A 25858-nucleotide genomic window follows, 5' to 3' on the forward strand; every position below is an offset into this window, starting at 1 on the left:
GGCGAAGGCGCCGGATGCGCAGCGCGGAGCGGTGGTGGCGTAGTCGCGGCGCAGCGCGTGGAAGGACTGGCAGCGCGCGGCACCGCGTGCGCTCGATGAAGCAATGAAAAAGCCGCTGTTTCTTTCGAAACAGCGGCTTTCGCATTTGGTGGCGAATCAGGGATTCGAACCCCGGACCTGCGGATTATGATTCCGTCGCTCTAACCGACTGAGCTAATTCGCCGAAGACTTGAATTATGTCGATCGGCCGGCCGGCTGTCAATACCTTTTTCCATCTTTCCCGAAAAAAGTTGCCGGCGGCCCGTGCCGGCCTTCATTGCGGGCGAGAGCCGGTCTCCGGAACGAGACCATCCGCCGGCCGTCCCCCGCTGCGCACCCAACCTCAATCCTGCGCGTAGATGTTCGAGTCCTTCGTCTCCTTGACGAACAGCAGGCCGATCACGAACGTGGCCAGCGCGATCACGATCGGATACCAGAGGCCCGAGTAGATGTCGCCCTTCGCCGCGACGATCGCGAACGCGGTTGCAGGCAGGAAGCCGCCGAACCAGCCGTTGCCGATGTGATAGGGCAGCGACATCGACGTGTAGCGGATCCGCGTCGGGAACATCTCGACCAGCATCGCCGCGATCGGGCCGTAGACCATCGTCACGTAGATCACGAGGATCGTCAGGATCACGATCGTCATCGGCCAGTTGAGCTGCGCCGGGTCCGCCTTCGCCGGGTAGCCGGCGGCCTTCAGCGTCGATGCGAGCGTCTTGTCGAACGCCGCGCCCTGCGCCTTCGCGTCGGCCGCCTTGCCCTCATAGGCGGGGATCACGGTGTCGCCGACCTTGATCTGGGCCGTCGTGCCAGCCGGTGCCGCGACGTTCTCGTAGTTCAGGCCGGCCTTCGCGAGCGCGCTTTTTGCGACGTCGCAAGAGTTCGTGAACTTCGACGTGCCCACCGGGTTGAACTGGAACGAGCAGGCGGCCGGATCGGCGATGACCGTGATCGGCGCCTTCTGCGTCGCGACCTCGAGCTGCGGGTTCGCGTAGTGCGTGAGCGCCTTGAACAGCGGGAAGTAGGTCAGTGCCGCGATCAGGCAGCCCGCGAGGATGATCGGCTTGCGCCCGATCTTGTCCGACAGCGAACCGAAGAACAGGAAGAACGGCGTGCCGATCAGGAGGGCGATCGCGATCAGGATGTTCGCACTCGCACCATCCACCTTCAGCGTCTGCGTAAGGAAGAACAGCGCGTAGAACTGGCCCGTGTACCACACGACAGCCTGGCCGGCGGTCAGGCCGACGAGCGCGAGGATCACGATCTTCAGGTTCTTCCACTGGCCGAACGCTTCGGTCAGCGGCGCCTTCGACGTCTTGCCTTCCGCCTTGATGCGCAGGAACACGGGCGATTCGTTCAGCTGCATCCGGATCCACACCGACACCGCGAGCAGCAGGATCGACGCGACGAACGGCACGCGCCAGCCCCAGCTGCCGAACGCTTCCTCGCCGATGAACGTGCGCACGCCGAGGATTACGAGCAGCGACAGGAACAGGCCGAGCGTCGCGGTCGTCTGGATCCACGCGGTGTAGAAGCCGCGACGGTTGGCCGGCGCATGCTCGGCGACGTAGGTCGCCGCGCCGCCGTACTCGCCGCCGAGCGCGAGACCCTGCAACAGCCGCATCGCGATGAAGATCACGGGTGCGGCGATGCCGATCGACGCGTAGCCGGGCAGGAAGCCGACCACGAACGTCGAGACGCCCATGATCACGATCGTCACGAGGAACGTGTGCTTGCGGCCGACGAGGTCGCCGAGGCGACCGAACACGATTGCGCCGAACGGCCGCACCGCGAAGCCGGCGGCGAAGCCGAGCAGCGTGAAGATGAAGGCGGCGGTCGGATTGACGCCGGAGAAGAAGCTCTTGCTGATGTAGGCCGCGAGCGAGCCGGCCAGGTAAAAGTCGTACCACTCGAACACGGTGCCGAGCGACGACGCGAAGATGACCTTCTTCTCTTCGCCCGTCATCGGCGCGTGCGAAATTTGCCCGCCTAACGTTGCCATGAGTCGTCTCCAAGTCCCTTGATATAGATGTGCGGCCGCCTTGGGTGGGCGGGCCTGTCGAGGATTATTGGTACGGAAACTTACGGCCGACTGACTCGCGCGTGCAAAACGACTGCACGTTAACCCGCGCCGAATCGACGGTTTTATGCGCCTATCGTGCTGCGAAGTGCTTCGATTTTCCGTTAAATTGCCGATTTTGATTCAATCGTGGCGTGCTGCGGCGGCGCACGTCAGGGTTAATCCGGGGCGGTTTCGGTCAGCGGCAGGCTGACGCGCACGAGTGTGCCGGCGAGGCGCGGTGCCTGCTGGTAGACGTGATCGTCGAGCGTCAGCGTCCCGCCGTGCTGCGTGGCGATCTCGCGCACGATCGCGAGCCCGAGGCCGCTGCCGTCGCCTTCGCGGCCGAGGATCCGGTAGAAGCGTTCCACGACGCGCTCGCGTTCGGCGGCCGGGATGCCCGGCCCCGTGTCCTCGACTTCGAGATGCACGCGCCGTGCAGCGGGCTCCGCGCGCACGCGCACCGTGATGCGGCCGCCGTCCGGCGTGTAGCGGATCGCGTTGTCGATCAGGTTGCCGAGCATTTCGCGCAGCATCACCGGATTGCCGTCGACGTCGAGCGGCCTGTCGTCCGGCGAGTCCGGCGGGCCTTCGTAGCCGAGATCCATCCGTTTCGCGAGCGCGGCCTGCACCCAGTCGCGCACCGCGCGCCGCGCGAGCGTGGCGATCTCGACCGGCTCGAACGTCAGCCCGCTCGCGCGGTTCTCGGCACGCGCCAGCGCAAGCAACTGCGTGACGAGCCGCGCGGCCTGCTCGGAGCTCGTCGCGATCTGCTCGAGCGAGCGCTGCACGTCGGGCGGGACGGGGTGGCGCAGCGCGAACTCGGCCTGCGTGCGCAGGCCCGCGAGCGGCGTCTTCATCTGATGGGCGGCGTCGGCGATGAAGCGCTTCTGCAGCGCCATGTTCTGCTCGAGACGGGCGAGCAGGTCGTTGAACGACGTGACGAGCGGCTCGATCTCGGGCGGCGCGCGCTGCGCCTCGACCGGCGACAGGTCGTCGGGCCGCCGCGCGCGGATGTGCGCCTGCAGCGCGTTGAGCGGCGCGAGCCCGCGCGACAGCCCGAACCAGACCAGCAGGATCGCGAGCGGCAGGATCACGAACTGCGGCAGGATCACGCCCTTGATGATGTCGTTCGCGAGCGCGTTGCGCTTGTCCAGCGTTTCGCCGACCTGCACGAGCACGGGCTGCGGGCTGCCCGATTGCGGCAGCGCGACCGTCGTATACGCGACGCGCACGTCGTTGCCGCGCAGCAGGTCGTCGCGAAACATCACGACGCCCGGCGGCGGGCGGTCCTCGTCGCGCGGCAGCGGCATGTCGGCTTCGCCCGCGACCAGCTCGCCGCGCGTGCCGAGCACCTGGAAGTACACGCTGTCGACGTTGTCCGCGCGCAGGAAGTCGCGGGTCTGCTCCGGCAGCGTCAGCTCGGCGACACCGTTCACCGGATGGATCTGCCGCGCGAGCACATAGGCGTTGGTCTCGAGCGCGCGGTCGAACGGGCCGTTCGCGATCGTCTTTGCGACCAGATAGGTGACGGCGATGCTCATCGGCCACAGCAGCAGCAGCGGCGCGAGCATCCAGTCGAGGATCTCGCCGAACAGCGAGCGCGGGCGCGGCGCCTCGGGCGCATCGGTTTCGTCGGGCGGGGCGAACGGGTTCTCGTAGCGCGCGTCGCGCGCTTCATCGGCGGCCGACGACGGCGCGCCGGTCGGGTGGCGGGTAGGGGCCGGCGTGGCCATCGCGGCGAAGCGCGGGTTCAGCGCAGCGGCGTGCCGGCCACCGCGGGCTGGGGCGCTGCCGTGTCGGCCGGTGCCGCGGGCGCGACCTTCTCGAGGCAATAGCCGAGGCCGCGCACGGTCGAGATCCGTACGCCGCTGGGTTCGATCTTCTTGCGCAGCCGGTGTACGTAGACTTCGATCGCGTTGTTGCTGACTTCCTCGCCCCATTCGCAGAGATGGTCGACGAGCTGTTCCTTCGACACGAGCCGGCCGATCCGCTGCAGCAGCACCTCGAGCAGGCCGAGCTCGCGCGCGGAGAGGTCGAGGACCTGATCGTTCGCATACGCGATGCGGCCGACCTGGTCGAACGCGAGCGAGCCGTGGCGCACGACGGTCGGGCCGCCGCCCGCGCCGCGCCGGGTCAGCGCGCGCACGCGCGCCTCGAGCTCGTTGAGCGCGAACGGCTTGGCCATGTAGTCGTCGGCACCGAGGTCGAGCCCCTTCACGCGCTCGTCGACGCTGTCGGCGGCCGTCAGGATCAGCACGGGGAGGTTGGAGTTGCGGGCGCGCAGGCGCTTGAGCACGTCGAGTCCGGGCATTTTCGGGAGCCCGAGATCGAGGATCAGCAGGTCGAATGTCTGCATCGACAGCGCGGTATCGGCGTCGATACCGGTCTTCACGTGGTCGACTGCATAGCCCGATTGGCGGAGTGACCGGGTGAGGCCGTCCGCGAGTATGCTGTCATCTTCCGCGATGAGAATTCGCATGGTGCTGACCGATGGGCCGGCGGGGCGTCCGCGCCGGCCGGCTGTCTCCAAAGTTATTCGTGTACAACGCGCTGCATTGCGGGCTTGCACAAAACACTGTTTTTTTATACAGTGTCTGAATTCGTGGGCAGCGCTTGAAAGTGGGCGCGCCTCTAACAGACGCTGCTCATCATAGCAAAGGACGATTCATGGAAGATAGCAAGAAGGGCTCCGGGATGACCGCCGAGAAGAGCAAGGCGCTGGCCGCCGCGCTTGCCCAGATCGAAAAGCAGTTCGGCAAGGGCTCGATCATGCGCATGGGCGACGGCGAGGCGGCCGAGAACATCCAGGTCGTGTCCACGGGCTCGCTCGGTCTCGATATCGCGCTCGGCGTCGGCGGCCTGCCGCGCGGCCGGGTGGTCGAAATCTACGGTCCGGAATCGTCCGGTAAAACCACGCTCACGCTGCAGGTCATTGCCGAACTGCAGAAGCTGGGCGGCACCGCGGCGTTTATCGACGCCGAGCACGCGCTCGACGTTCAATATGCAGCGAAGCTCGGCGTGAACGTGCCGGAGCTGCTGATCTCGCAGCCGGACACCGGCGAGCAGGCGCTTGAAATCACCGACGCGCTGGTGCGCTCGGGCTCGATCGACATGATCGTCATCGACTCGGTCGCGGCGCTCGTGCCGAAGGCCGAAATCGAAGGCGAGATGGGCGATTCGCTGCCGGGTCTGCAGGCCCGCCTGATGTCGCAGGCGCTGCGCAAGCTGACCGGCACGATCAAGCGCACGAACTGCCTCGTGATCTTCATCAACCAGATCCGGATGAAGATCGGCGTGATGTTCGGCAACCCGGAAACCACGACGGGCGGTAACGCACTGAAGTTCTACTCGTCGGTGCGTCTCGACATCCGCCGGATCGGCTCGATCAAGAAGAACGACGAGGTGATCGGCAACGAAACCCGCGTGAAGGTCGTCAAGAACAAGGTGTCGCCGCCGTTCCGCGAAGCGATCTTCGACATCCTGTATGGCGAAGGCATTTCGCGCCAGGGCGAGATCATCGATCTCGGCGTGCAGGCGAAGATCGTCGACAAGGCGGGCGCCTGGTACAGCTACAACGGCGAGAAGATCGGCCAGGGCAAGGACAACGCGCGTGAATTCCTGCGCGAAAATCCGGAAATCGCACGCGAGATCGAGAACCGCATTCGCGAATCGCTTGGCGTGGTCACCATGCCCGATGGTGCAGCCCAGGACGAAGCCGAGGCGATGGACGAAGAAGAGTGATGGTCGGGCGCCGAGGTCAGGCTGGCGAGCCGGAGGAGAGCGACGCGCCCGAAACGGCGGGTCGCTCCGGCCGGCGAGCCGGATCCTCGGGCGCCGATCGGCGGGGCGCGGGCAGCAATGCCGCGAACCGCACCGCGACGAGGGCATCCGACGATGCCCTCGTTTCGTTTGAGATTGCCGCACCGGTCGATCCGTTCGACGACGATGAATCGTTCGACGCGCACGACCGCTCCCGCCGCCGTGTGTCCGGTGTCAGCTTCCCGGGCGATAGCGCAGCCGATGCATCGGCGCCGGCCAGGGAAGATGTCTATACGCGCAGCAGCCAGCATCCGCGCCGCACACGTCGCGCGTCGGGTGCCTCTTCCAGTACTTCATCAGATGACGCTCCGGGCGCTGCCGAGCGCAAGTCATCGAAACCACAGCGATCGCTGAAGGGCCGCGCGCTCGGCTATCTATCCAGGCGTGAATACAGTCGCACGGAACTCGCGCGCAAGCTCGCGCCCTACGTCGGCGAAGACGAATCCGTCGACCCCGTGCTCGACGCGCTGGAACAGGAGGGCTGGCTGTCGGATGCGCGCTTTGCCGAGAGTCTCGTGCATCGTCGCGCGTCGCGCGTCGGCGTCGCACGCATCGTCAGCGAGCTGAAGCGTCATGCGGTGGGCGACACGCTCGTCGAGGAGGTGAATGCCCAGCTCCGCGAGACCGAATGGGCGCGTGCGCAGGCGGTCTGGCGCAAGAAATTCGGTGCGCTGCCGCAAACGCCGGCCGAGCGTGCGAAGCAGGCGCGCTTTCTCGCCGCGCGCGGCTTCTCGAGTGCGACCATCGTGAAGTTGCTGAAGGTCGGCGACGATTTCCTGGTCGACGACTGATCGCGCCGATCGCGCGCGTGGCGCGCGATTTTGCTGCAATGCAACCGCTTCCGGACAGGCGGGAATACCCGCCGTCGCGTCGAACTGTCTCAAATACCCAATATGCTAAAATCCGTGGGTTTTCCTCTTCGGCCTCAACCTCCAGCATGCCGCTATCCGAGCCCGTGCCCCGTCAGTTGCGACATCAACGCGCAATCCGAGCGGAAGCTTACGAGCGCGGCGACGGCTTGTGGGACATCGAAGCCTGCCTGACCGACCACAAGCCGCGCGATGTCGCGCTTGCGTCGGGCATCCGGCCCCAGGGCCTGCCGATCCACGAACTCTGGCTGCGCGTGACTATCGATCGTGACCTCAATGTCGTCGACGCCGAAGCGTCTTCGGAATGGGTTCCCTATCCCGGTCACTGTCAATCCGCCACTCCCGCCTATCGGGCCCTCATCGGGCTCAATCTCTTCCGCAATTTCCGCCGCAACGCGAACCGGCTGCTCGCCGGCGTCGCAGGCTGCTCCCATCTCACCGAACTGTGCGCCGTGCTGCCGACGGCAGCGATCCAGGCGTTTGCCGGTGACGTGTGGAACGTGCGCGAGGAGGGGGGCGAAGGGCCGGACCATGACGGCGTGCACGACGAAGCGCCTTTCCAGCTCGGCCGCTGCCGGGCGTTGCGGTTCGACGGCGAGGTCGTGCGGCAGTACTACCCGCGCTGGTATGGCGCGAGCCGGCCGGACGTGCCCGGTGAAGGCAGCACGAAGGAATGAACGGAAATCATTCGAAGAAGCGTCTAAAGCGACTTTTCATCCAACTCTCAGACTGAAGGGAATCACGCATGAAGATTCACGAGTACCAGGGTAAGGAAATCCTGCGGAAATTCGGAGTCGCGGTACCGCGCGGCAAGCCGGCGTTCTCGGTTGACGAGGCCGTCAAGGTGGCAGAAGAGCTCGGCGGCCCGGTTTGGGTCGTGAAGGCTCAGATTCACGCGGGTGGCCGTGGCAAGGGCGGCGGCGTGAAGGTGGCGAAGTCGATCGAGCAGGTTCGCGAATACGCGAACCAGATCCTCGGCATGCAGCTCGTCACGCACCAGACCGGTCCGGAAGGCCAGAAGGTCAACCGTCTGATGATCGAAGAAGGCGCCGACATCAAGCAGGAACTGTATGTCAGCCTCGTCGTCGATCGCATCTCGCAGAAGATCGTGCTGATGGGTTCGAGCGAAGGCGGCATGGACATCGAAGAAGTCGCCGAAAAGCACCCGGAACTGATCCACAAGGTCATCGTCGAGCCGTCGACGGGCCTGCTCGACGCGCAGGCAGACGACCTCGCCGCGAAGATCGGCGTGCCGGCTGCTTCGATCCCGCAAGCGCGCGCGATCCTGCAAGGCCTGTACAAGGCATTCTGGGAAACCGACGCATCGCTGGCTGAAATCAACCCGCTGAACGTTTCCGGCGACGGCAAGGTCATCGCACTCGACGCGAAGTTCAACTTCGACTCGAACGCGCTGTTCCGCCACCCGGAAATCGTCGCGTACCGCGATCTGGACGAAGAAGATCCGGCTGAAATCGAAGCGTCGAAGTTCGACCTCGCGTACATCTCGCTCGACGGCAACATCGGCTGTCTCGTGAACGGCGCAGGCCTGGCGATGGCGACGATGGACACCATCAAGCTGTTCGGCGGCGAGCCGGCGAACTTCCTGGACGTCGGCGGTGGCGCGACCACCGAGAAGGTCACGGAAGCGTTCAAGCTGATGCTGAAGAACCCGGATCTGAAGGCGATCCTCGTGAACATCTTCGGCGGCATCATGCGCTGCGACGTGATCGCGGAAGGCGTGATCGCCGGTTCGAAGGCCGTGAACCTGAACGTGCCGCTCGTCGTGCGCATGAAGGGCACGAACGAGGACCTCGGCAAGAAGATGCTGGCCGATTCGGGCCTGCCGATCATCTCGGCGGACAGCATGGAAGAAGCTGCGCAGAAGGTCGTCGCGGCAGCCGCAGGCAAGTAAGCGCGCGCTAATGAACACGCATGGCGGCGCGGTTCATACGCGACGCCAATCGAACAGAGGTCAAAATACATGTCGATTCTGATCAACAAGGACACGAAGGTCATCACGCAGGGCATTACCGGCAAAACCGGTCAGTTCCATACGCGCGCCTGCCGTGAATACGCAAACGGCCGCGAAGCATTCGTCGCGGGCGTGAACCCGAAGAAGGCCGGCGAAGATTTCGAAGGCATTCCGATCTACGCAAGCGTCAAGGAAGCGAAGGCGGAAACCGGCGCGACCGTGTCGGTCATCTACGTTCCGCCGGCAGGCGCTGCTGCTGCGATCTGGGAAGCGGTCGAAGCCGACCTGGATCTCGCGATCTGCATCACGGAAGGCATTCCCGTGCGCGACATGATCGAAGTGAAGGACCGCATGCGTCGCGAAGGCCGCAAGACGCTGCTGCTCGGGCCGAACTGCCCGGGCACGATCACGCCGGACGAACTGAAGATCGGCATCATGCCGGGCCACATCCACCGCAAGGGCCGCATCGGCGTCGTGTCGCGTTCGGGCACGCTGACGTATGAAGCGGTTGCCCAGCTGACGGCACTCGGCCTCGGCCAGTCGTCGGCAGTCGGTATCGGCGGCGACCCGATCAACGGTCTGAAGCACATCGACGTGATGAAGATGTTCAACGACGATCCGGACACGGACGCAGTCGTGATGATCGGTGAAATCGGTGGTCCGGACGAAGCCAATGCGGCAGAGTGGATCAAGGACAACATGAAGAAGCCGGTGGTCGGCTTCATCGCTGGCGTCACGGCGCCTCCGGGCAAGCGCATGGGCCACGCCGGCGCGCTTATCTCGGGCGGTGCGGATACGGCCGAAGCGAAGCTGGAAATCATGGAAGCGTGCGGCATCACCGTCACGCGCAACCCGTCGGAAATGGGCCGTCTGCTGAAGAAGGCGCTGTAATATTTCCACCTGGGTTCGTCCTGCAGAAAACGCCGGCTTTGCCGGCGTTTTTTGTTATGCTCGCGCAATGAATTCGTAAGCACCGGGCATGCATCGCGCATGTGCCGGCAATGAACCGGGTCGCCCGCGGGCGGCCGCCGTCCTGCCCGTCACGCCATGCTCGAATTCCTGACGTCGCTCCACTGGGGCGCCGTTCTCCAGATCGTCATCATCGATATCCTGCTCGGCGGCGACAACGCCGTCGTGATCGCGCTCGCATGCCGCAACCTGACCGCGAACCAGCGGGTGCGCGGCGTCGTCTGGGGCACCGCGGGGGCGATCCTGCTGCGTGTCGCGCTGATCACGTTCGCGGTCGCGCTGCTCGACGTGCCGTTCCTGAAGCTCGGTGGCGGGTTGCTGCTGCTGTGGATCGGCATCAAGCTGATGGCGCCGGCCGGCGACGCGCACGACGACATCAAGCCGGCCAGCCGGCTGTGGGATGCCGTGAAGACGATCGTGATCGCCGATGCGGTGATGAGCCTCGACAACGTGATCGCGATCGCGGGTGCGGCCGAACAGGCCGACCCGTCGCACCGGATCGCGCTCGTGATCTTCGGGCTCGTCGTCAGCGTGCCGATCATCGTGTGGGGCAGTACGCTGGTGCTGAAGCTGCTCGACCGTTTCCCGATCTTCGTGGCATTCGGCGCCGGGCTGCTCGGCTGGATCGCGGGCGGGCTGATCGTGAATGACCCGGTCGGCGACCGCTGGCCGGTGCTCGATACGCCGGAGGTCCTTTACGGCGCGAGCATCGCGGGCGCGCTGTTCGTGGTGGCGATCGGTTATACGCTCCGGAAGCGCCGCGACGTACCGCACGCGCACTGACATTGGCCGTCCGGCCGACTGCCGGATTCACGGCCCGCTGGCTACGATCGAGACGCCTGCCTTTACCGGCAGGCGTTTTTCGTTTCCGGAGCCTGCCATGTTCGAAGCCTTTTCCGTTTCCCTGTTCCGTCGCGTGGCCGCCGATCTGCGGCGCGCGAACCGGCCGTCGCCGCGCTGGCGGCCGGCCGGCTTCACGCTGATCGAACTGATGATCGTGCTGGCGATCGTCGGTGTGATCGCGGCCTATGCGATTCCCGCGTACCAGGATTACCTTGCGCGCTCGCGCGTCGGCGAGGGGCTCGCGCTGGCGTCGTCCGCGCGGCTCGCCGTCGCCGACAACGCCGCAAGTGGCGCGAGCCTCGACGGCGGCTACAGCCCGCCGGCCGGCACCCGCAACGTCGAATCGGTTGTGATCGACGGCGAGACCGGCCAGATCACGGTCGCGTTCACCACGCGCGTGGCCGCGGCCGGCAGCAATACGCTGGTGCTCGTGCCGTCCGCGCCCGACAAGGCCGATGCGCCCACCGCACGCGTGCCGCTCAAAAAGGGCGCGATGCAGGCCGGCACGATCGCGTGGGAGTGCTTCGCCGCCGGCAAGGGGGCGTCATCGCTGCCCGCGCCGGGGGCAGGGCCGCTGCCGGGCGACGCGGCGACGCTGCCCGCGAAATATGCGCCGGCGGAGTGTCGCGCGTAGCGCCGGTGGCGGAGCAGAGCGGCGCGGACAGCATGCTGGCCGCCTCGTCAGCCGGCCGGGGCCTTCGCGCCGCGACGGGGCGCCGCGCGAAGGCCCCGCACAGAGGGGGGAAAGTTTTGTATAGTGCGCCGGTTGCTGACATCCGGTTCGCTCATGCCTTCTACTTTTTCCCGTTCGTTGCCGCTCGTTGCGCTGGCTGTCGCCCTGATCGTGCCGTATGCGATCACGAATCACACATATCCGATCCCGACCTTCTATTCCGAGTTTTCCGCGCTGGTGCTGTACCTGCTGGTGGGGGTGTCCGTCGTGCTGCTCGCGCGTACGGGCCGCGCGGCCGAGCCGTTTGCGGCGCCGGCCGCGTTCGTCGCGCCGCTTGGGTTCGCCGCGGTGCTCATCGCGCAGGTCGCGCTGATCCCGCTCAAGGTACCGTCGATGAACTGGCTGGCGGTCGGCTATCTCGCCGCCGCGCTGGTCGCGATGCAGGCCGGCTACGTGCTCGCGCGCGACGGGCTGGCCGAGGCCGTGTCGCGGATGATGGCCGGCGCGCTGCTCGTCGGCGGCGTGTTCGCGGTCGGGACGCAGATCGTGCAGTTGTTCCACCTCGAGTCGGCGCTGTCGCCGTTCGTCGTGGTGTACAACGTCGCGGTCGATCGCCGTCCGTACGGCAACATGGCGCAGGCGAACCATCTGGCCAGCTACATCGCGTTCGCGCTCGCAGGCGCGCTGTATCTCGTGCAGACGCGCCGGCTCGCGGTATGGGCGTGGCTCGCGCTGTCGATCGTGCTGTCCGTCGGTCTGGCGCTGACGGTGTCGCGCGGGCCGTGGCTGCAGGTCGCGGTGATGGTCGTCGCGGGCTTCTGGATGGCGTGGCTCGAATCGCGCCGTGCACCAGGCAATGCGCGCGCATGGGCGATCCCGGTCGTGCTCGCGGTGGCGTTCATCGCGGTGAACGTTGCGGTGCGCTGGGCGAACGTCCATTACCACCTGGGTCTCGCGGAATCCGCGGCCGACCGGATGCGTGACGCGGGGCAGATCGCACCGCGCCTCGCGCTGTGGAAGTACGGGCTCGCGATGTTCCGCGAACATCCGCTGCTCGGTGTCGGCTGGGGTGAATTCCCGTCGCACCAGTTCGCGCTCGTGCGCTCGCTTGGCGGTGTCGAGATCGCGAACAACTCGCACGATATCTTCATCGACCTGCTCGCGAAGTCGGGCCTCGTCGGCCTGGGTGTGCTCGTCGTCGCGCTCGTGACGTGGTTCGTGCGCGCGGTGCGCGCGCCGCAGTCGAGCATGCGCGTGTTCGGCTTCGCGCTGATCGGCATCCTGCTGATGCACGCGCTGGTCGAGTATCCGCAGCAGTACATGTTCTTCCTGTTGCCGGCCATGTTCGTGATCGGGCTGCTGGAGGTGAAGTCGCTGCGCGTCCTGCCGGGGCGTGCGGCATTCGGGCTGTTCGCGGTGCTGTCGGTCGGCGGCGTGCTGGCGGCGGTGCCGGTGTTGCGCGACTACCAGCGCGCGGAAGTGCTGTACTACGGCAGCGATCCGGCTGCGCAGTACCGCGATGCGCCGTCGCTGCTGTTCGGCGCGTGGGGTGAATACGGGGCGGCCACGCTGCTCCCGATTTCGGCGGACGACCTGCCGGCCAAGCTCGCCGCGCATGAGCGCGCGATCGCTCTGCTGCCCGGCGAGACGGTGCTGCGCCGCTATGCGGCCCTGCAGGCGTTGGCCGGCCGCGAGGCCGACGCGCTCGACACCGTCGCGCGCCTGCACGTGTTTGCGAAGGAGTTGAAGGACTGGCCGCAGCAACTGGCCGCGCTGTACAAGCTGTGCGACCAGCAGCCGGCGCTGAAGCCGTTCAAGGCGGCGGTCGTCGCGAAATACGGTGAAGTGCCGGCCGATGCGGCCGACGACGAGGACGACGATTCGGATTGATGCACGTAGCGCCTGCCGGAACGGGGAATTCCGGCATGTGCCGCGCCGTGTGGGATCAGCGGTGCGCGTCGGGTGTTGGCGCCCGGCGCGAACCCGGCGAATCCGGCCGCGCATCGATTACCTCGCGGATTGCGTGGATTCCAGCTGAAGGCCCGGCGATTCGCGTCAACCATTGTCAAATCGCCGCCGCTCGCCGGGCCGCGCGTGCACAATGCGTGAAAGCGCTCGCGTGCCGACCCGTGTGAGGCGAGGGCAGCGCGAACACAGGCAACACCCCGGCCACCCGGGAAGTCCGCCACGCAGGATCGCGGCCGAGCATCGATCGGCCGTGCGGCCGTAACGGGGCGCCGGTCCGATGGCCGCGGCGCAGTGTGATGCATGCGAGGCGGCCGGGCGACGTGTTCCGGTGCGCGGCGCGTGTGTCCGGAAGAGTGCTCAAGAACGATATTCGACCATGGCTATTCGCTCGACCTACCTGATCCTGCCCGCCGTCGCGATGCTGTTTTCCGGCTGCGCGATGCTGTCGTCGTCGCAGGAAAGCAAGCTGACGTGCCACATTCCGCGCGCCGTCTATCCGGATACCGCGAAGCCGCTCACGCGCCCGGCGACCGTGCTCGTGCGCGCGCTGATGACGACGTCCGGCGAAGCGCAGAACGTCACCGTGACGACGAGCAGCCGCAATGCGGCGGCCGACCGTGCGGCCGTCGACGCGATGACGCACGCGACCTGCACGCAGACGGGGGCGACCGCGAACCCGTTCCTGCTGACCCAACCGTTCGTGTTCGAGCCGCAGCGCGGTAACTGACGAACCGGGGCAGGCTGCATACGGTTCGGCGCGCACGCCATCCTGCCGGGCAATGGCAGGCCGCTGGCGGTTCTTCTGACCGGATCGACCGCCGCAGGGCCGCTCAGCCCGCCGGTTCCTCCGCCACCCAGTCCCCCGACTTCCCGCCGCGCTTCTCGCGCACGCTCACATCGGTGATCACCATCCCGCGATCGACGGCCTTGCACATGTCGTAGACGGTCAGCAGCCCGACCTGCACGGCGGTCAGCGCTTCCATCTCGACGCCGGTGCGCCCGAACGTCTCGACCTGCACGATGCAGTGGACGCCCGGCAGCGCGTCGTCGAGTTCGAACTCGACGGCCACGCGCGTCAGCGCGAGCGGATGGCACAGCGGGATCAGGTCGGCCGTGCGCTTGGCGCCCTGGATGGCCGCGATGCGCGCGACGCCGAGCACGTCGCCTTTCTTGGCCTTGCCGTCGCGGATCAGGGCGAACGTGGCCGGCAGCATCCGGATCGTGCCGCGCGCGATCGCGATGCGTTGGGTTTCCTGCTTGCCGCCGACGTCGACCATGTGGGCATGGCCGGCGGCGTCGAAATGGGTGAGTCCTGACATGTCTTCCTCTAGTGGAACGGCGTGCGCGAGCACGTCCCGCGATCGCGCATCGTGATTGGCCGGGGCATCGAATCGCATCTCCGCGCCCCGATCCGATCCAACGGTTCGACGGGCGCCTATCATAGCAGTGGCATTCGCAGCGCCGGGGGCGCAGATGGCGTCCATGCCGAACGGGACAGTCATGCTGCCGCCGGTACAATGACCCGAATATTCAGACCAAACGCCGCGATGCGCGCCGGGCGCGCGGGACGGCGTCGTTTTCATCCTGCCATGCGTGTCAAACAGTTGCTTGCCGTGTCGCTGTCGGTGGCGCTTGCGTTGCCGCCGAGCGGCCATGCGCAGAGCGCGTCCGCGCCGCCGCTCGAATCGGCGGCCGGCGGCGCCAGGTCGATTTCCACCGTGCCGTCCGGCATCGCGGCCGGCGTGTTCGGCACGTACGGCGGCGCGGAGAGCCGGTTTTCGGATACGGGCGGCGCGTCGGCGCCGGCCGCGAGCCTGCGTGCGCCGCTTCGCTCGCTGGAGCTGCCCGACCTGGGCGACGGTTCCGGCGGTTCGTTGACGCCGCAGGCCGAGCGCCGGCTCGGCGAGCGCGTGATGCGCGAAGTGCGGCGCGATCCCGACTATCTCGACGACTGGCTCGTGCGCGACTACCTGAACGCGATGGCGGCGCGGCTCGCGGCTGCGGCGGCCGCGCGCTTCATCGGCGGCTACACGCCGGACTTCGACCTGTTCCCGGTGCGCGATCCGCAGATCAATGCGTTCTCGATGCCGGGCGGGTTCATCGGGATCAACAGCGGGCTCGTCGTCACGACGCAGACGGAGTCGGAACTCGCGTCGGTGGTCGGCCACGAGATGGGGCACGTGCTGCAGCGGCACATCGCGCGGATGATCGGTGCGAACGAGAAGACCGGCTATACGGCGCTCGCGGCGATGCTGCTCGGCGTGCTGGCCGGCGTTCTCGCGAGAAGCGGCGACCTCGGCAGCGCGATCGCGGTGGGCGGGCAGGCGTACGCGGTGGACAACCAGCTGCGCTTCTCGCGTTCGGCCGAGCGCGAGGCCGATCGCGTCGGCTTCCAGCTGCTCGCGGGCGCGGGCTATGACCCGTACGGGATGCCGGGCTTCTTCGAGCGGCTCGACCGCGCGTCGATGGGCGATGCGGGCGTGCCGGCCTACGCGCGCACGCACCCGCTGACGGGCGAGCGGATCGCCGACATGGAGGATCGCGCGCGCCGCGCGCCGTACCGGCAGCCGCGCCAGTCGCCCGAATACGGGTTCGTGCGTGCGCGGTTGCGCGTGCTGCAGAACCGCGCGCCGACCGACATCGCGGCCGAGGCGCGGCGGATGCAGTTCGAGATCGACGATCGCACCGCGCCGAACGTCGCGGCGAACTGGTATGGCATCGCGCTCGCGAATGCGCTGCTCGGCGAGTACGACGCAGCCGGCAAGGCGCTCGCGTCGGCACGCAGCGAGTTCGACGCGCGTGAGCGGCGCGAGGGTGATCCGGCGACGAGCTCGCCGAGCCTCGACGTCCTGGCCGCCGACATCGCGCGCCGCGCGGGTCGGGCCGACGACGCAGTGCGGCTTGCGGCGCTCGCGCAGCGGCGCTGGCCGGCCTCGCACGCCGCGATCGTCGCGCATCTTCAGGCGCTGATCGCGGCGCGCCGTTTCGCGGAAGCGCAGGCGCAGGCACGCGCGCAGGCGAAGGCCGACCCCGAGCAGCCGGACTGGTGGGACTATCTTGCGAAGGCGAGCGACGGCAAGGGCGATCTGCTGGCGCGGCGCCGCGCGCTCGCGGAGAAGCTCGCGCTCGACGGCGCATGGCCGTCGGCGATTCGCCAGCTGAAGGAGGCGCGCGATGCGAAGGACGTGTCGTTCTACGAGCAGTCGATGATCGGCGCGCGGCTGCTGGAATTCGAAGCACGCTACAAGGAAGAGCGCGAAGACGAGAAGAACGGCCGCGGGTAGCGGCCGGCGCACGGGAAGCGCGGGCGAAGCCGCTGCGGGTCAGTTGCCGCTGTCAGCTGTATTGCGGGCCTGTTGCGCCGGGCTTGCGACGTAGCCGAACCGCGTGGGCACGTCCGCACCGGCGATGCTGCCGAGCGGCAGCGTGCGGCCGTCGCGCCAGCGCAGCACGGGTGGCGCGGCATCGAGATCGGCGTGATCGGCGAATAGCCCGAGGTCGTGATCGTGCAGCGCCGCGATGCGCGGCGGCGTGCCGGCTGCGCGAAACAGCACGCCGCCTGCGTCGTCGAGCCAGGCTTCGTCCGGTTCGAACGGCGTGCCGGTCTGGTCGGTGAGCGTGAGCTGCCCGTCGCGCTCGGCGAGCCGGACGACCCAGGGCGTATAGGCAAGCTCGACGTACACGCGCTGCGGGCCGTTCTGGAAGAACCACTGGCCCTGCTCATCACATTCGTAGTTGCGGCCGATGAACGCGTTCAGCGCCGCATGCCGGATCGGCGAACCGAGCTCGCCGGCCGCCTGCGCCGCGTCGTCGCGCAGCCGCCATTCGCCGCGCCGGTCGAGCAGCAGCCAGCCGGTACAGTGCGGGACGTTCGGCCATTTGGCGAGGGCCTGCCTGACGATGTCATCCATGGTCGACGAATTTGGAGCAATAGCCGAACACCCGCGCCGACAGCCAGTCGAGGCGGCCGGGGAACGGCCCGGTCATGAATCCCGCGTGCCCGCCGGCTGCAGGCTGGTCGAGCTCGACGGCCGACGACACGTCGGCCGGGCCCGGTAGCGCCGATTCAGGCAGGAACGGGTCGTTGCGGGCGTTGAGGATCAGCGTCGGCACGTCGATCGCGGGGAGCAGCGGCCGTGTCGTCGCCTTGGTCCAGTAGTCGTCCGCATCGGCGAAACCGTGCAGCGGCGCGGTCACGACCTCGTCGAAGTCGCGCATCGTCACGGCCTGCAGCATGGCTTCGCGGTCGAACAGCCCCGGGTACTGGTCGAGCTTCGCGAGCGCCTTGCGCTTGAGCGTCTTCAGGAAGCTGCGCGTGTAGACCATCGCAAAGCCTTGCGACAGCGCGCGCCCGCCGGCATGCACGTCGATCGGCGTCGAGATCGCGGCGGCCGCCCGCAGGATCGACGTGTCGCTGCGATGCTCGCCGAGCCAGCGCAGCAGCACGTTGCCGCCGAGCGATACGCCGGCCGCGACGAGCGGCCCGCGATGCTGCGCGGCGAGCCGGCGCAGGATCCAGTCGACCTCGGCGCTGTCGGCGAGATGGTAGAAGCGCGGCTGGCGGTTGATCTCGCCGCTGCAACTGCGGAAGTGCGGCACGACGGCGTGCCAGCCCTTTGCGCGCGCGGCGGCCATCATCGCGAGCGCGTAGTGCGAGCCGGAGCTGCCCTCGAGGCCGTGGAACAGCACGAACAGCGGCGCATCGGGTGCCGGCGCGGCGCTGTCGAGATGCGCGACCCAATCGAGATCGATGAAGTCGTGGTCGGGGGTTTCCCATCGCTCTCGTCGGTAAGCGACGACGGGGCGCCGTGCGAACAGCGCGGGCACGATGGTTTGTGCATGGCTATTGGGCAGCCAGCGTGGTGCGCGATAGCGCAGTATGTCGTCGTCGGGGGCCGGGGCCCCGGTCAGCGGCGAGGTGGGCGGAGAAGCCGTACTCATGATCGCCCCGCGTATGCGTTGCTTCGTCTTTTCGTCAGTGCAGCGGACCCTGCCCATGACGGATCTTCGCGGCGAATTGTCCGGCCGCCTGTTCGGGAATCGGGCTCGCGTGAATATGCGCGATGCGCCACTCGCCACGTTCGTGAATCATCACGTACGTCGCGAAAACCATGTCGGGTTCGGCCGTCAGGTCGGCCTGCTGATGCGCTTCGGCGATCGTATAGACGACCGTGCCGAGGCTGTCGTACACGCGGATGTCGAGCGGCTCGATCGTCACGGGGCGCGTGGCGAGCCGGTTGGCGAGCCCGCTGCGAATCTGGTCGAGGCCGTGCAGATGCTCGCCGTCCGCCCATACGCAGCTGGCGAAATCCTCGTCGATCCACAATCCCAGCAGCGCGTCGAGATTGGCATCGGCGACGGCCTGGTAGTAGGCGTTCAGCGTATCGGCGGCGGCTTCGAAGAGGCGGGCAAAACGTGGCATCGGGGTTATCTCTCGCGCGCGTCGCGCGCCGTATTCAGCACGGCGGCCCGGATGGAGCCGCCGTACACCGGTGAATCGGATTGCCCGGCGCGCCGTGCGACGCTGCCGGCCAGGGTCAGCGCTGCCCGACGAGCATGCCGCGCAAATCGCCGAATACCTGCTCGGGACCGAGTTCGCGCAGGCACTTCAGGTGGCCGAGCGGGCACTCGCGTTCGAAGCAGGGACTGCATTCGAGATGAAGCCATTGTACCTTCGCCAGGTCCGACAGCGGAGGGGTGTGGCGCGGATCGGTCGATCCGTACAGCGCGACGAGCGGCCGGCGTAGCGCGGCGGCAACGTGCATCAGCCCTGAATCGTTGGTGACCACCGCGTTCGCGCGCGCGATCAGCGCGCACGCCTCCGACAGCGACGTCTGCCCGCACAGGTTGCGCACGTTCGGCGCGTGGTCCGCGATCGCCTGTGCGGCGGCGGCGTCCTTCTGCGAGCCGAGCGCGACGATCTGCGTGTACGGGAACGACTGGTGGACGATGGTGGCGAGCGATGCGAAGTGCTCGGGCGGCCAGCGCTTGGCCGGACCGTATTCCGCGCCCGGGCAGAACACGACGAGCGGCTTGCGCGTATCGAGATTGAAACGTGCGGACACGCGCGCCGTCTCGTTGAGATCGGCGTCGAGGCGCGGCGCGGGCAGCGTCTTCATCGACTCGGGCAGCTTCGCGCCCGGCGCGTATGCGAGCGCCGCGTAATGGGCCGTCATCGGCGGCCGCTCGCCCGACTTGTCGGGGTTCGCGTGCCGCACGTTCAGCAGCCCGTAGCGGTGCTCGCCCGTGTAGCCGACCCGCAGCGGGATGTTCGCGAGCCACGGGATCACCGCGGATTTCAGCGAATTCGGCAGCACGTACGCCGCGTCGTAGCCGACGTCGCGCAGGTCGCTCGCGAGTTGCCAGCGGCGCAGCAGCTGCAGCTTGCCGTGCGCGAGATCGGTCGCGTAGACATCGTGGATCTCGGGCATCCGCTCGAGCACGGGCGCGACCCACGAGGGCGCGACGGCATCGATCGCGATGCGGGGATGGTTTTTCTTCAGCAGCGCAAAAAGCGGCTGCGCCATCAATGCGTCACCGATCCAGTTCGGTGCGATAACCAGCGCTCGACGCATCAGGTCGACTTCCGATGTCGTAATGAAGCACGGCGCTCAGGCGCCGCGTTCGGGTTGCCAGAATGGAGAACGGCGGCGCGCCGGCAATCCGGCTGCGCCGCCTGGGCAGTCGGCGGGCCTGCATCAGCCTGCAGGCCCGGGCGCCGGGGCTCAGTGGCCCTTGACGACCTCGCCGTCACGCAGCTTGTAGCGCGTGCCGCAGTACGGGCAGCGTGCTTCGCCGTGCGAGACGTCGATGAAGACGCGCGGGTGGGCGCTCCAGCGCGCCATGGCCGGGTTCGGGCAGTACGCGGGAAGATCCTTGGCCGTCAGCTCGACCAGCGGCATTTCCTTGATTTCACTCATGAGACTTTCTCTTATCACTCTTTTGTGGGGCGGTCGGTGGCGCGGCGCGCTCAGACCTTCGTCAGCCAGTGCGCGTACTTCGCGTTCTTGCCCGACACGATATCGAAAAACGCCGACTGGAGCTTTTCCGTGACGGGGCCGCGCGCGCCGCTGCCGATCGTGCGGTTGTCGAGCTCGCGGATCGGCGTGACTTCGGCGGCCGTGCCGGTGAAGAATGCTTCGTCGGCCGTGTAGACCTCGTCGCGCGTGATGCGCTTCTCGATCACCTCGATGCCGGCGTCCTTCGCGAGCGTGATGACGGTATCGCGCGTGATGCCGTCGAGGCACGACGACAGGTCGGGCGTGTACAGCTTGCCGTTGTTCACCAGGAAGAAGTTCTCGCCGGAGCCTTCCGACACGTAGCCGTCGACGTCGAGCAGCAGCGCTTCGTCGTAGCCGTCGGCGGTGGCTTCCTGGTTCGCCAGGATCGAGTTCACGTACCAGCCCGACGCCTTCGCGCGCACCATCGACACGTTCACGTGGTGGCGCGTGAACGACGACGTCTTCACGCGGATGCCCTTCGCGAGGCCTTCCTCGCCGAGGTACGCGCCCCACGGCCATGCTGCGATCGCGACGTGGATCGTGTTGCCCTTCGCGGCCACGCCGAGCTTTTCCGAACCGACCCAGATGATCGGGCGCAGGTAGCACGACTCGAGCTTGTTCTCGCGCACGACTTCGAGCTGCGCGGCTTCGAGCGTTTCCCGGTCGAACGGCACGTCCATCTGGAAGATCTTCGCCGAATTCAGCAGACGTTTCGTGTGCTCGTACAGGCGGAAGATCGCGGTGCTGCCGTCGGCCGACTTGTACGCGCGCACGCCCTCGAAGACGCCCATGCCGTAATGCAGCGTGTGGGTCAGGACGTGGATCTTGGCGTCGCGCCAGTCGATCAGCTTGCCGTCCATCCAGATCTTGCCGTCGCGGTCGGCCATTGACATAGATTTCTCCTGGGATGCGGTTGTATGCAGCGTTGAGCCGGAAAGACGCTTATTTTAGCGTCATTTGAAGGCGATCCGGTCGGTCGGCGCGGGGCCGGCGCTATAATCGCCCGGTACCGATTCCAATAACGACGGGTCGTACCGGCAGGAGGCGCCGGCGGCCCGACGAACCGCCCGCCGCGGCCCGCTTCCCATGCTCGCTCGATTGTCCGCCACCGACCGCTTCGCGCTGATCCAGGGCGCGCGCGACTATTCCCCGACGCTGATGGCGATTTTCTCGTGGGGGCTCGTCACCGGCATCGCGATGAGCAAGTCGGTCATGACACTCTGGCAGGCGAGCGCGATGTCGCTGCTGGTCTACGCGGGCTCGTCGCAGCTCGCGGTGCTGCCGCTCCTCGCGGCGAAGCTGCCGATCTGGACCATCCTGCTCACGGCCGCGATGGTCAACACGCGCTTCGTGATCTTCAGCGCCGGGCTGGCTCCCCATTTTTCCTACCTGCCGCTGTGGCGGCGCCTCGCGATCGGCTATTTCAACGGCGACGTGATCTACCTGCTGTTCCAGAAACAGGGCTTCGCCTATGGCCACGTGCCCGGCAAGGAAGCGTATTTCTGGGGGATGGCGCTTGCGAGCTGGCTGTCGTGGCAGGTGTCGTCGCTCGCCGGCATCCTGCTCGCGAGCGTCTTTCCCGCAAGCTGGGGGCTGGAACTGGCCGGCACGCTCGCGCTGATTCCCATCATGGTGTCGGCGGTCGCGAACCGCTCGACGCTCGCGGCCGTCGCGGTCGCCGGCATCGTGTCGCTCATCGCGTTCGACCTGCCGTACCGGCTCGCGCTGCCGCTCGCGGTGCTCGCCGCGCTCGCGGCCGGCTGCACGGCCGATTTCTTCGTCGAGCGGGCCGACTGGCGGCGCATCCGCACCGAAACCGTGCACGAAAAGGAAATTGAATGAGCGCGACGGAAATCTGGATCGTCATCATCGGAATGACGATCGTCACGGCCGTCACGCGCGCGCTGTTCCTGATCGGCGGCGAACGCACCGTGCTGCCCGAGCGTGCGCAGCGCGCGTTGCGCTACGCGCCGGCGGCGGCACTGGTCGCCGTCGTGCTGCCCGACGTGCTCGAAACGCCGGGCGGGCTGTCGTTCGCGCTGTCCAACCATCCGTTCTACGCGGCGCTCGCCGGCCTCGGCTGGTTCCTGTGGCGGCGCAGCATGCTCGGCACGATCGTCGTCGGGATGCTCGTCTTCACCGTGCTGCGCCTGGTCTTCTGATGGTCCGCCGTTCAGGCCCGCCGCGTACCGGCCGCTTGCGCGGGTGCATTGCTGCGTTGCGGCAATGTGTCCATTCCGGCGCGCGATCCCAAATAGGCGGAATTCGCCGCCCGCGGGTCAGTCTGCCGGGTGGATCGGCTAGAATGCCCGTTCAAGATTTTTTACCCGTGCGCGTCATGCGAACCGCCAGCCACGGCCGCATCCGGCGCCCTTTCGCGGCAGCCCGCGCACGTCCAGCGTGAACCCCCTTTCCCCATCCACCACTTCAATTTGTTCAACATGAGCCAAGTCAAGCGTCTTACCGACCTGATCGCCGCCGGCCAGCTCGCCGGCAAGCGGGTATTCATCCGTGCCGACCTGAACGTCCCGCAGGACGACCAGGGCAACATCACCGAAGACACGCGCGTGCGCGCGTCCGTGCCGGCCATCCAGGCCGCGCTCGACGCCGGCGCGGCCGTGATGGTCACGTCGCACCTCGGCCGTCCGACCGAAGGCGAATTCAAGCCGGAAGATTCGCTCGCGCCGGTCGCGAAGCGGCTCGCCGAGCTGCTCGGCCGTGACGTGCCGCTGGTGTCGAACTGGGTCGAGAACGGCGTGAACGTTGCGCCGGGCCAGGTCGTGCTGCTCGAGAACTGCCGCGTGAACAAGGGCGAGAAGAAGAATTCGGACGAGCTCGCGCAGAAGATGGCGAAGCTCTGCGACGTGTACGTGAACGACGCGTTCGGCACCGCGCACCGCGCGGAAGCGACCACGCACGGGATCGCGAAGTACGCGCCGGTCGCGTGCGCGGGCCCGCTGCTGGCCGCCGAACTCGACGCGCTCGGCAAGGCGCTCGGCAACCCGGCGCGCCCGCTGGTGGCGATCGTCGCCGGCTCGAAGGTGTCGACCAAGCTCACGATCCTCAAGTCGCTGGCCGGCAAGGTCGACCAGCTGATCGTCGGCGGCGGCATCGCGAACACGTTCATGCTCGCGGCCGGCCTGTCGATCGGCAAGTCGCTCGCGGAAGCCGACCTCGTCAACGAGGCGAAGGCGATCATCGACGAAGCGCGCGAGCGTGGCGCGTCGGTGCCGATCCCGACCGACGTCGTGACGGCCAAGGAGTTCTCGCCGACGGCCGTGGCCACGGTGAAGCAGGTCGCCGACATCGAAGCGGACGACATGATCCTCGACATCGGTCCCGATACCGCCAAGGCGCTCGCGAGCCAGCTCGAGAAGGCCGGCACGATCGTGTGGAACGGCCCGGTCGGCGTGTTCGAGTTCGACCAGTTCGGCAACGGCACCAAGACGCTCGCGGAAGCGATCGCCAAATCGTCCGCGTTCTCGATCGCGGGCGGCGGCGACACGCTCGCGGCCATCGCGAAGTACGGCATCCATGACCAGGTCAGCTACATCTCGACGGGCGGCGGCGCCTTCCTCGAGTTCCTCGAGGGGAAGAAGCTGCCGGCGGTGGAAGTGCTGGAAACGCGGGCGGCCTGAGCGTGGCGGCGCGCGCAGGGGTGACGAAGGCCGCGCGCTCCGCGAAAGCGGAGCCCGCGGCCGGCGCGGGCAAGCGCAAACGCGCGCCCGCGCGGGCGAACACCGCCCCGCGCGCACCGGCGGCCGCCGGCGACGCGGCCGAGCAGCACCACGAGATTCAGAACAAAGCGATGCCGGGCGCAAGCACCGGCACGCCCCCCGGAGCGGCGGCCGCTGGGCCTGCCGCTTCCGGCTCTCGCAGCGTTTCACCCAGCGCATCCACCTTGATCCAGATGAGGAGTTTCATGCAGCGCGCCACCAAGATAGTCGCCACGATCGGCCCGGCTTCCAGTTCGCCGGAGATTCTGCTGCAGATGATGCAGGCGGGCCTCGATGTCGTGCGGCTCAATTTTTCGCACGGCACGGCCGACGATCACCGCCAGCGCGCCGAGATGGTGCGCGAGGCCGCCCGCAAGGTCGGGCGCGAGATCGCGATCATGGCCGACCTCCAGGGCCCGAAGATCCGCGTCGGCAAGTTCGAGAACGGCAAGACGACGCTCGAGCCGGGCCAGGCCTTCATCCTCGACGCGGGCTGCGAGCTGGGCAACGACGAGCGCGTCGGCCTCGACTACAAGGAACTGCCGCGTGACCTGCGCACGGGCGACCTGCTGCTGCTGAACGACGGCCTGATCGTGCTGACCGTCGAGCGCGTGCTCGGCGACGAGATCCACACGATCGTCAAGGTGGGGGGCGAGCTGTCGAACAACAAGGGCATCAACCGCCAGGGCGGCGGCCTGTCGGCCCCCGCACTGACCGCGAAGGACATGGAAGACATCCGCACCGCGATGTCGCTCGGCGCGGACCTGGTGGCGGTGTCGTTCCCGAAGAACGCGACCGACATGGAAATGGCGCGCCAGCTCGCGAACATCGCGGGCGCGCCGTACGGCATCAAGCCGAAAATGATCGCGAAGATCGAGCGCGCGGAAGCGATTCCGGCGCTGCAAAGCATTCTCGACGCGTCCGACGGCATCATGGTCGCGCGCGGCGACCTTGCGGTGGAAGTGGGCAACGCGGCCGTGCCGGCGCTGCAGAAGCGGATGATCCGGATGGCGCGCGAGTCGAACAAGCTCGTGATCACCGCGACGCAGATGATGGAATCGATGATCCACGCGCCGGTGCCGACGCGTGCGGAAGTATCGGACGTCGCGAACGCGGTGCTCGACGGCACCGACGCGGTGATGCTGTCGGCCGAGACGGCCGCCGGCAAGTATCCGGTCGTCACGATCGAGACGATGGCGGCCGTGTGCGTCGAGGCGGAGAAGTCGGAAGAAGTCGAGCTGGACAAGGATTTCCTCGACCGCACGTTCACGCGGATCGACCAGTCGATCGCGATGGGCGCGCTGTTCACCGCATACCACCTGGGCGCGAAGGCGATCATCGCGCTGACCGAATCGGGCGCGACCGCGCTGTGGATGTCGCGTCACTACACGCACGTGCCGATCTTCGCGCTGACGCCGCGCGTCGGCAGCGAGCGCACGATGGCGCTGTACCGCAACGTGACGCCGCTGCACGTCGACTTCAACAGCGACCGCGACTCGGCGCTGCAGGCGGCGCTCGAGATCGTCGTCAAGCAGGGCTACGTGCAGCACGGCGACATGGTCGTGCTGACCGTCGGCGAGCCGATGGGGCAGGCGGGCGGCACCAACACGCTGAAGATCGTGCGGGTCGGCGAGCACTATTGAGCGCCGGCTGAACATCGGGCCGGCCTGCGGGCCGGCGCCGGATCGGCTGGAAAATCGATCAGGCACCGTTTTTTACGCGAAAGCCGCGTGGGGTCGAAGCCCCACGCGGCTTTTTTTCTCATTTTTGCCCGCATTGTGCCGTGCGAACGTAACAAATTGCGAGTCGTCGCCACCGGGCGGTCGGAATCGGAGGCGCTTCGCGATAAAATGCGGCTATTCGACGCTCAGCCGCGCCGCGCCACCCCGGGTTCGACCGGGAGCGAGCGCCGCGCCGGCGTCAGGGC

25 protein-coding genes and 1 tRNA gene are annotated in these 25858 nt (G+C 67.4%); 14 read left to right on the forward strand and 12 right to left on the reverse strand.

Annotation, left to right across the window (positions count from 1 at the left end; all coding sequences use genetic code 11):
* Positions 1–146: 146 nt before the first annotated feature.
* From FFS49_RS35745 to FFS49_RS35765, 4 genes are all read right to left on the reverse strand, one after another.
* Positions 147–223 (reverse strand) — tRNA-Met (locus FFS49_RS35745).
* Between the two features lie 159 nt (positions 224–382).
* Positions 383–2041, reverse strand: a complete 1659-nt coding sequence (locus FFS49_RS35755; RefSeq protein WP_039360567.1) for an MFS transporter — start codon at positions 2039–2041, stop codon at positions 383–385.
* A gap of 236 nt (positions 2042–2277) precedes the next feature.
* Entirely contained in the window at positions 2278–3834 is a 1557-nt protein-coding gene (locus tag FFS49_RS35760; RefSeq protein ID WP_071335026.1) for a sensor histidine kinase, read from the reverse strand.
* Between the two features lie 17 nt (positions 3835–3851).
* Complete coding sequence (locus FFS49_RS35765; protein WP_039360681.1) at positions 3852–4580, reverse strand: response regulator transcription factor; 729 nt, start codon at positions 4578–4580, stop codon at positions 3852–3854.
* A gap of 188 nt (positions 4581–4768) precedes the next feature.
* Between FFS49_RS35765 and recA the strand changes: the two genes are divergently transcribed.
* From recA to FFS49_RS35810, 9 genes are all read left to right on the forward strand, one after another.
* Complete coding sequence (gene recA / locus FFS49_RS35770) at positions 4769–5842, forward strand: recombinase RecA (RefSeq protein WP_039360574.1); 1074 nt, start codon at positions 4769–4771, stop codon at positions 5840–5842.
* The gene (gene recX / locus FFS49_RS35775; RefSeq protein WP_105815809.1) at positions 5842–6711 is read left to right on the forward strand and encodes a recombination regulator RecX; all 870 of its coding nucleotides are present in this window, start codon (positions 5842–5844) and stop codon (positions 6709–6711) included. The genes recA and recX overlap by 1 nt, the downstream gene beginning before the upstream one ends.
* A 146-nt stretch (positions 6712–6857) precedes the next feature.
* Positions 6858–7466 carry a DUF2889 domain-containing protein gene (locus tag FFS49_RS35780; protein WP_039360581.1) on the forward strand — a complete coding sequence of 203 codons (609 nt, stop codon included), beginning with the start codon at positions 6858–6860 and terminating at the stop codon, positions 7464–7466.
* 68 nt (positions 7467–7534) lie between these two features.
* Positions 7535–8701, forward strand: coding sequence for an ADP-forming succinate--CoA ligase subunit beta (sucC, locus tag FFS49_RS35785; RefSeq protein ID WP_006755512.1), 1167 nt, complete (start codon positions 7535–7537; stop codon positions 8699–8701).
* A gap of 69 nt (positions 8702–8770) precedes the next feature.
* A complete protein-coding gene (gene sucD / locus FFS49_RS35790) occupies positions 8771–9652 on the forward strand; it encodes a succinate--CoA ligase subunit alpha (protein ID WP_006477916.1) in 882 nt (293 codons plus the stop codon).
* Between the two features lie 156 nt (positions 9653–9808).
* Positions 9809–10513, forward strand: a complete 705-nt coding sequence (locus FFS49_RS35795) for a TerC family protein (RefSeq protein WP_105815810.1) — start codon at positions 9809–9811, stop codon at positions 10511–10513.
* Positions 10514–10610: 97 nt separating this feature from the next.
* A complete protein-coding gene (locus tag FFS49_RS35800; RefSeq protein ID WP_089461593.1) occupies positions 10611–11207 on the forward strand; it encodes a pilin in 597 nt (198 codons plus the stop codon).
* A gap of 153 nt (positions 11208–11360) precedes the next feature.
* Positions 11361–13136, forward strand: a complete 1776-nt coding sequence (locus tag FFS49_RS35805; protein ID WP_105815816.1) for a Wzy polymerase domain-containing protein — start codon at positions 11361–11363, stop codon at positions 13134–13136.
* 454 nt (positions 13137–13590) lie between these two features.
* A complete protein-coding gene (locus tag FFS49_RS35810; RefSeq protein ID WP_071335022.1) occupies positions 13591–13941 on the forward strand; it encodes a TonB family protein in 351 nt (116 codons plus the stop codon).
* 103 nt (positions 13942–14044) lie between these two features.
* On the opposite strand, the gene moaC is transcribed toward FFS49_RS35810, so the two are convergent.
* Positions 14045–14533, reverse strand: a complete 489-nt coding sequence (moaC, locus tag FFS49_RS35815) for a cyclic pyranopterin monophosphate synthase MoaC (RefSeq protein ID WP_105815811.1) — start codon at positions 14531–14533, stop codon at positions 14045–14047.
* A gap of 270 nt (positions 14534–14803) precedes the next feature.
* Here moaC and FFS49_RS35820 point away from each other — a divergent pair, with 270 nt between their 5' ends.
* Positions 14804–16498 (forward strand): M48 family metalloprotease, encoded by a 1695-nt coding sequence (locus tag FFS49_RS35820; protein WP_039360601.1) that lies wholly within the window; start codon positions 14804–14806, stop codon positions 16496–16498.
* A 39-nt stretch (positions 16499–16537) separates the two neighbouring features.
* On the opposite strand, the gene FFS49_RS35825 is transcribed toward FFS49_RS35820, so the two are convergent.
* From FFS49_RS35825 to FFS49_RS35850, 6 genes are all read right to left on the reverse strand, one after another.
* On the reverse strand, positions 16538–17125 hold the full coding sequence (locus FFS49_RS35825; RefSeq protein WP_071335020.1) for a DUF2946 family protein: 588 nt from the start codon (positions 17123–17125) through the stop codon (positions 16538–16540).
* Positions 17118–18155 carry a hydrolase gene (locus tag FFS49_RS35830; protein WP_105815812.1) on the reverse strand — a complete coding sequence of 346 codons (1038 nt, stop codon included), beginning with the start codon at positions 18153–18155 and terminating at the stop codon, positions 17118–17120. Before FFS49_RS35830 ends, FFS49_RS35825 begins: the two co-directional genes overlap by 8 nt.
* A 34-nt stretch (positions 18156–18189) precedes the next feature.
* Complete coding sequence (locus FFS49_RS35835; RefSeq protein WP_006749968.1) at positions 18190–18636, reverse strand: nuclear transport factor 2 family protein; 447 nt, start codon at positions 18634–18636, stop codon at positions 18190–18192.
* 115 nt (positions 18637–18751) lie between these two features.
* Entirely contained in the window at positions 18752–19789 is a 1038-nt protein-coding gene (waaF, locus tag FFS49_RS35840; protein WP_039360609.1) for a lipopolysaccharide heptosyltransferase II, read from the reverse strand.
* 150 nt (positions 19790–19939) lie between these two features.
* On the reverse strand, positions 19940–20134 hold the full coding sequence (locus tag FFS49_RS35845; protein WP_006749970.1) for a zinc-finger domain-containing protein: 195 nt from the start codon (positions 20132–20134) through the stop codon (positions 19940–19942).
* A 50-nt stretch (positions 20135–20184) separates the two neighbouring features.
* Positions 20185–21108, reverse strand: coding sequence for a branched-chain amino acid transaminase (locus FFS49_RS35850; protein ID WP_011353071.1), 924 nt, complete (start codon positions 21106–21108; stop codon positions 20185–20187).
* A gap of 193 nt (positions 21109–21301) precedes the next feature.
* Here FFS49_RS35850 and FFS49_RS35855 point away from each other — a divergent pair, with 193 nt between their 5' ends.
* The 3 genes from FFS49_RS35855 (at position 21302) to FFS49_RS35865 (ending at position 23853) form a co-directional block, all read left to right on the forward strand.
* Positions 21302–22057, forward strand: a complete 756-nt coding sequence (locus tag FFS49_RS35855) for an AzlC family ABC transporter permease (protein WP_039360612.1) — start codon at positions 21302–21304, stop codon at positions 22055–22057.
* Complete coding sequence (locus FFS49_RS35860) at positions 22054–22377, forward strand: AzlD domain-containing protein (RefSeq protein WP_039360615.1); 324 nt, start codon at positions 22054–22056, stop codon at positions 22375–22377. The genes FFS49_RS35855 and FFS49_RS35860 overlap by 4 nt, the downstream gene beginning before the upstream one ends.
* Before the next feature lie 279 nt (positions 22378–22656).
* Complete coding sequence (locus FFS49_RS35865) at positions 22657–23853, forward strand: phosphoglycerate kinase (RefSeq protein WP_011353068.1); 1197 nt, start codon at positions 22657–22659, stop codon at positions 23851–23853.
* A gap of 157 nt (positions 23854–24010) precedes the next feature.
* Here the strand turns inward: FFS49_RS35865 and FFS49_RS43015 are convergent, their stop codons facing one another.
* The gene (locus FFS49_RS43015; protein WP_256093618.1) at positions 24011–24139 is read right to left on the reverse strand and encodes a hypothetical protein; all 129 of its coding nucleotides are present in this window, start codon (positions 24137–24139) and stop codon (positions 24011–24013) included.
* Between FFS49_RS43015 and pyk the strand changes: the two genes are divergently transcribed.
* On the forward strand, positions 24138–25574 hold the full coding sequence (pyk, locus tag FFS49_RS35870) for a pyruvate kinase (protein ID WP_039360687.1): 1437 nt from the start codon (positions 24138–24140) through the stop codon (positions 25572–25574). The two genes, FFS49_RS43015 and pyk, sit on opposite strands and share 2 nt — an antisense overlap.
* The last annotated feature ends 284 nt before the right edge of the window (positions 25575–25858 follow it).

Origin of the sequence: Burkholderia sp. 4NA327C6, from assembly GCF_005502655.1 — a bacterium.
GTDB lineage: Bacteria > Pseudomonadota > Gammaproteobacteria > Burkholderiales > Burkholderiaceae > Burkholderia > Burkholderia contaminans.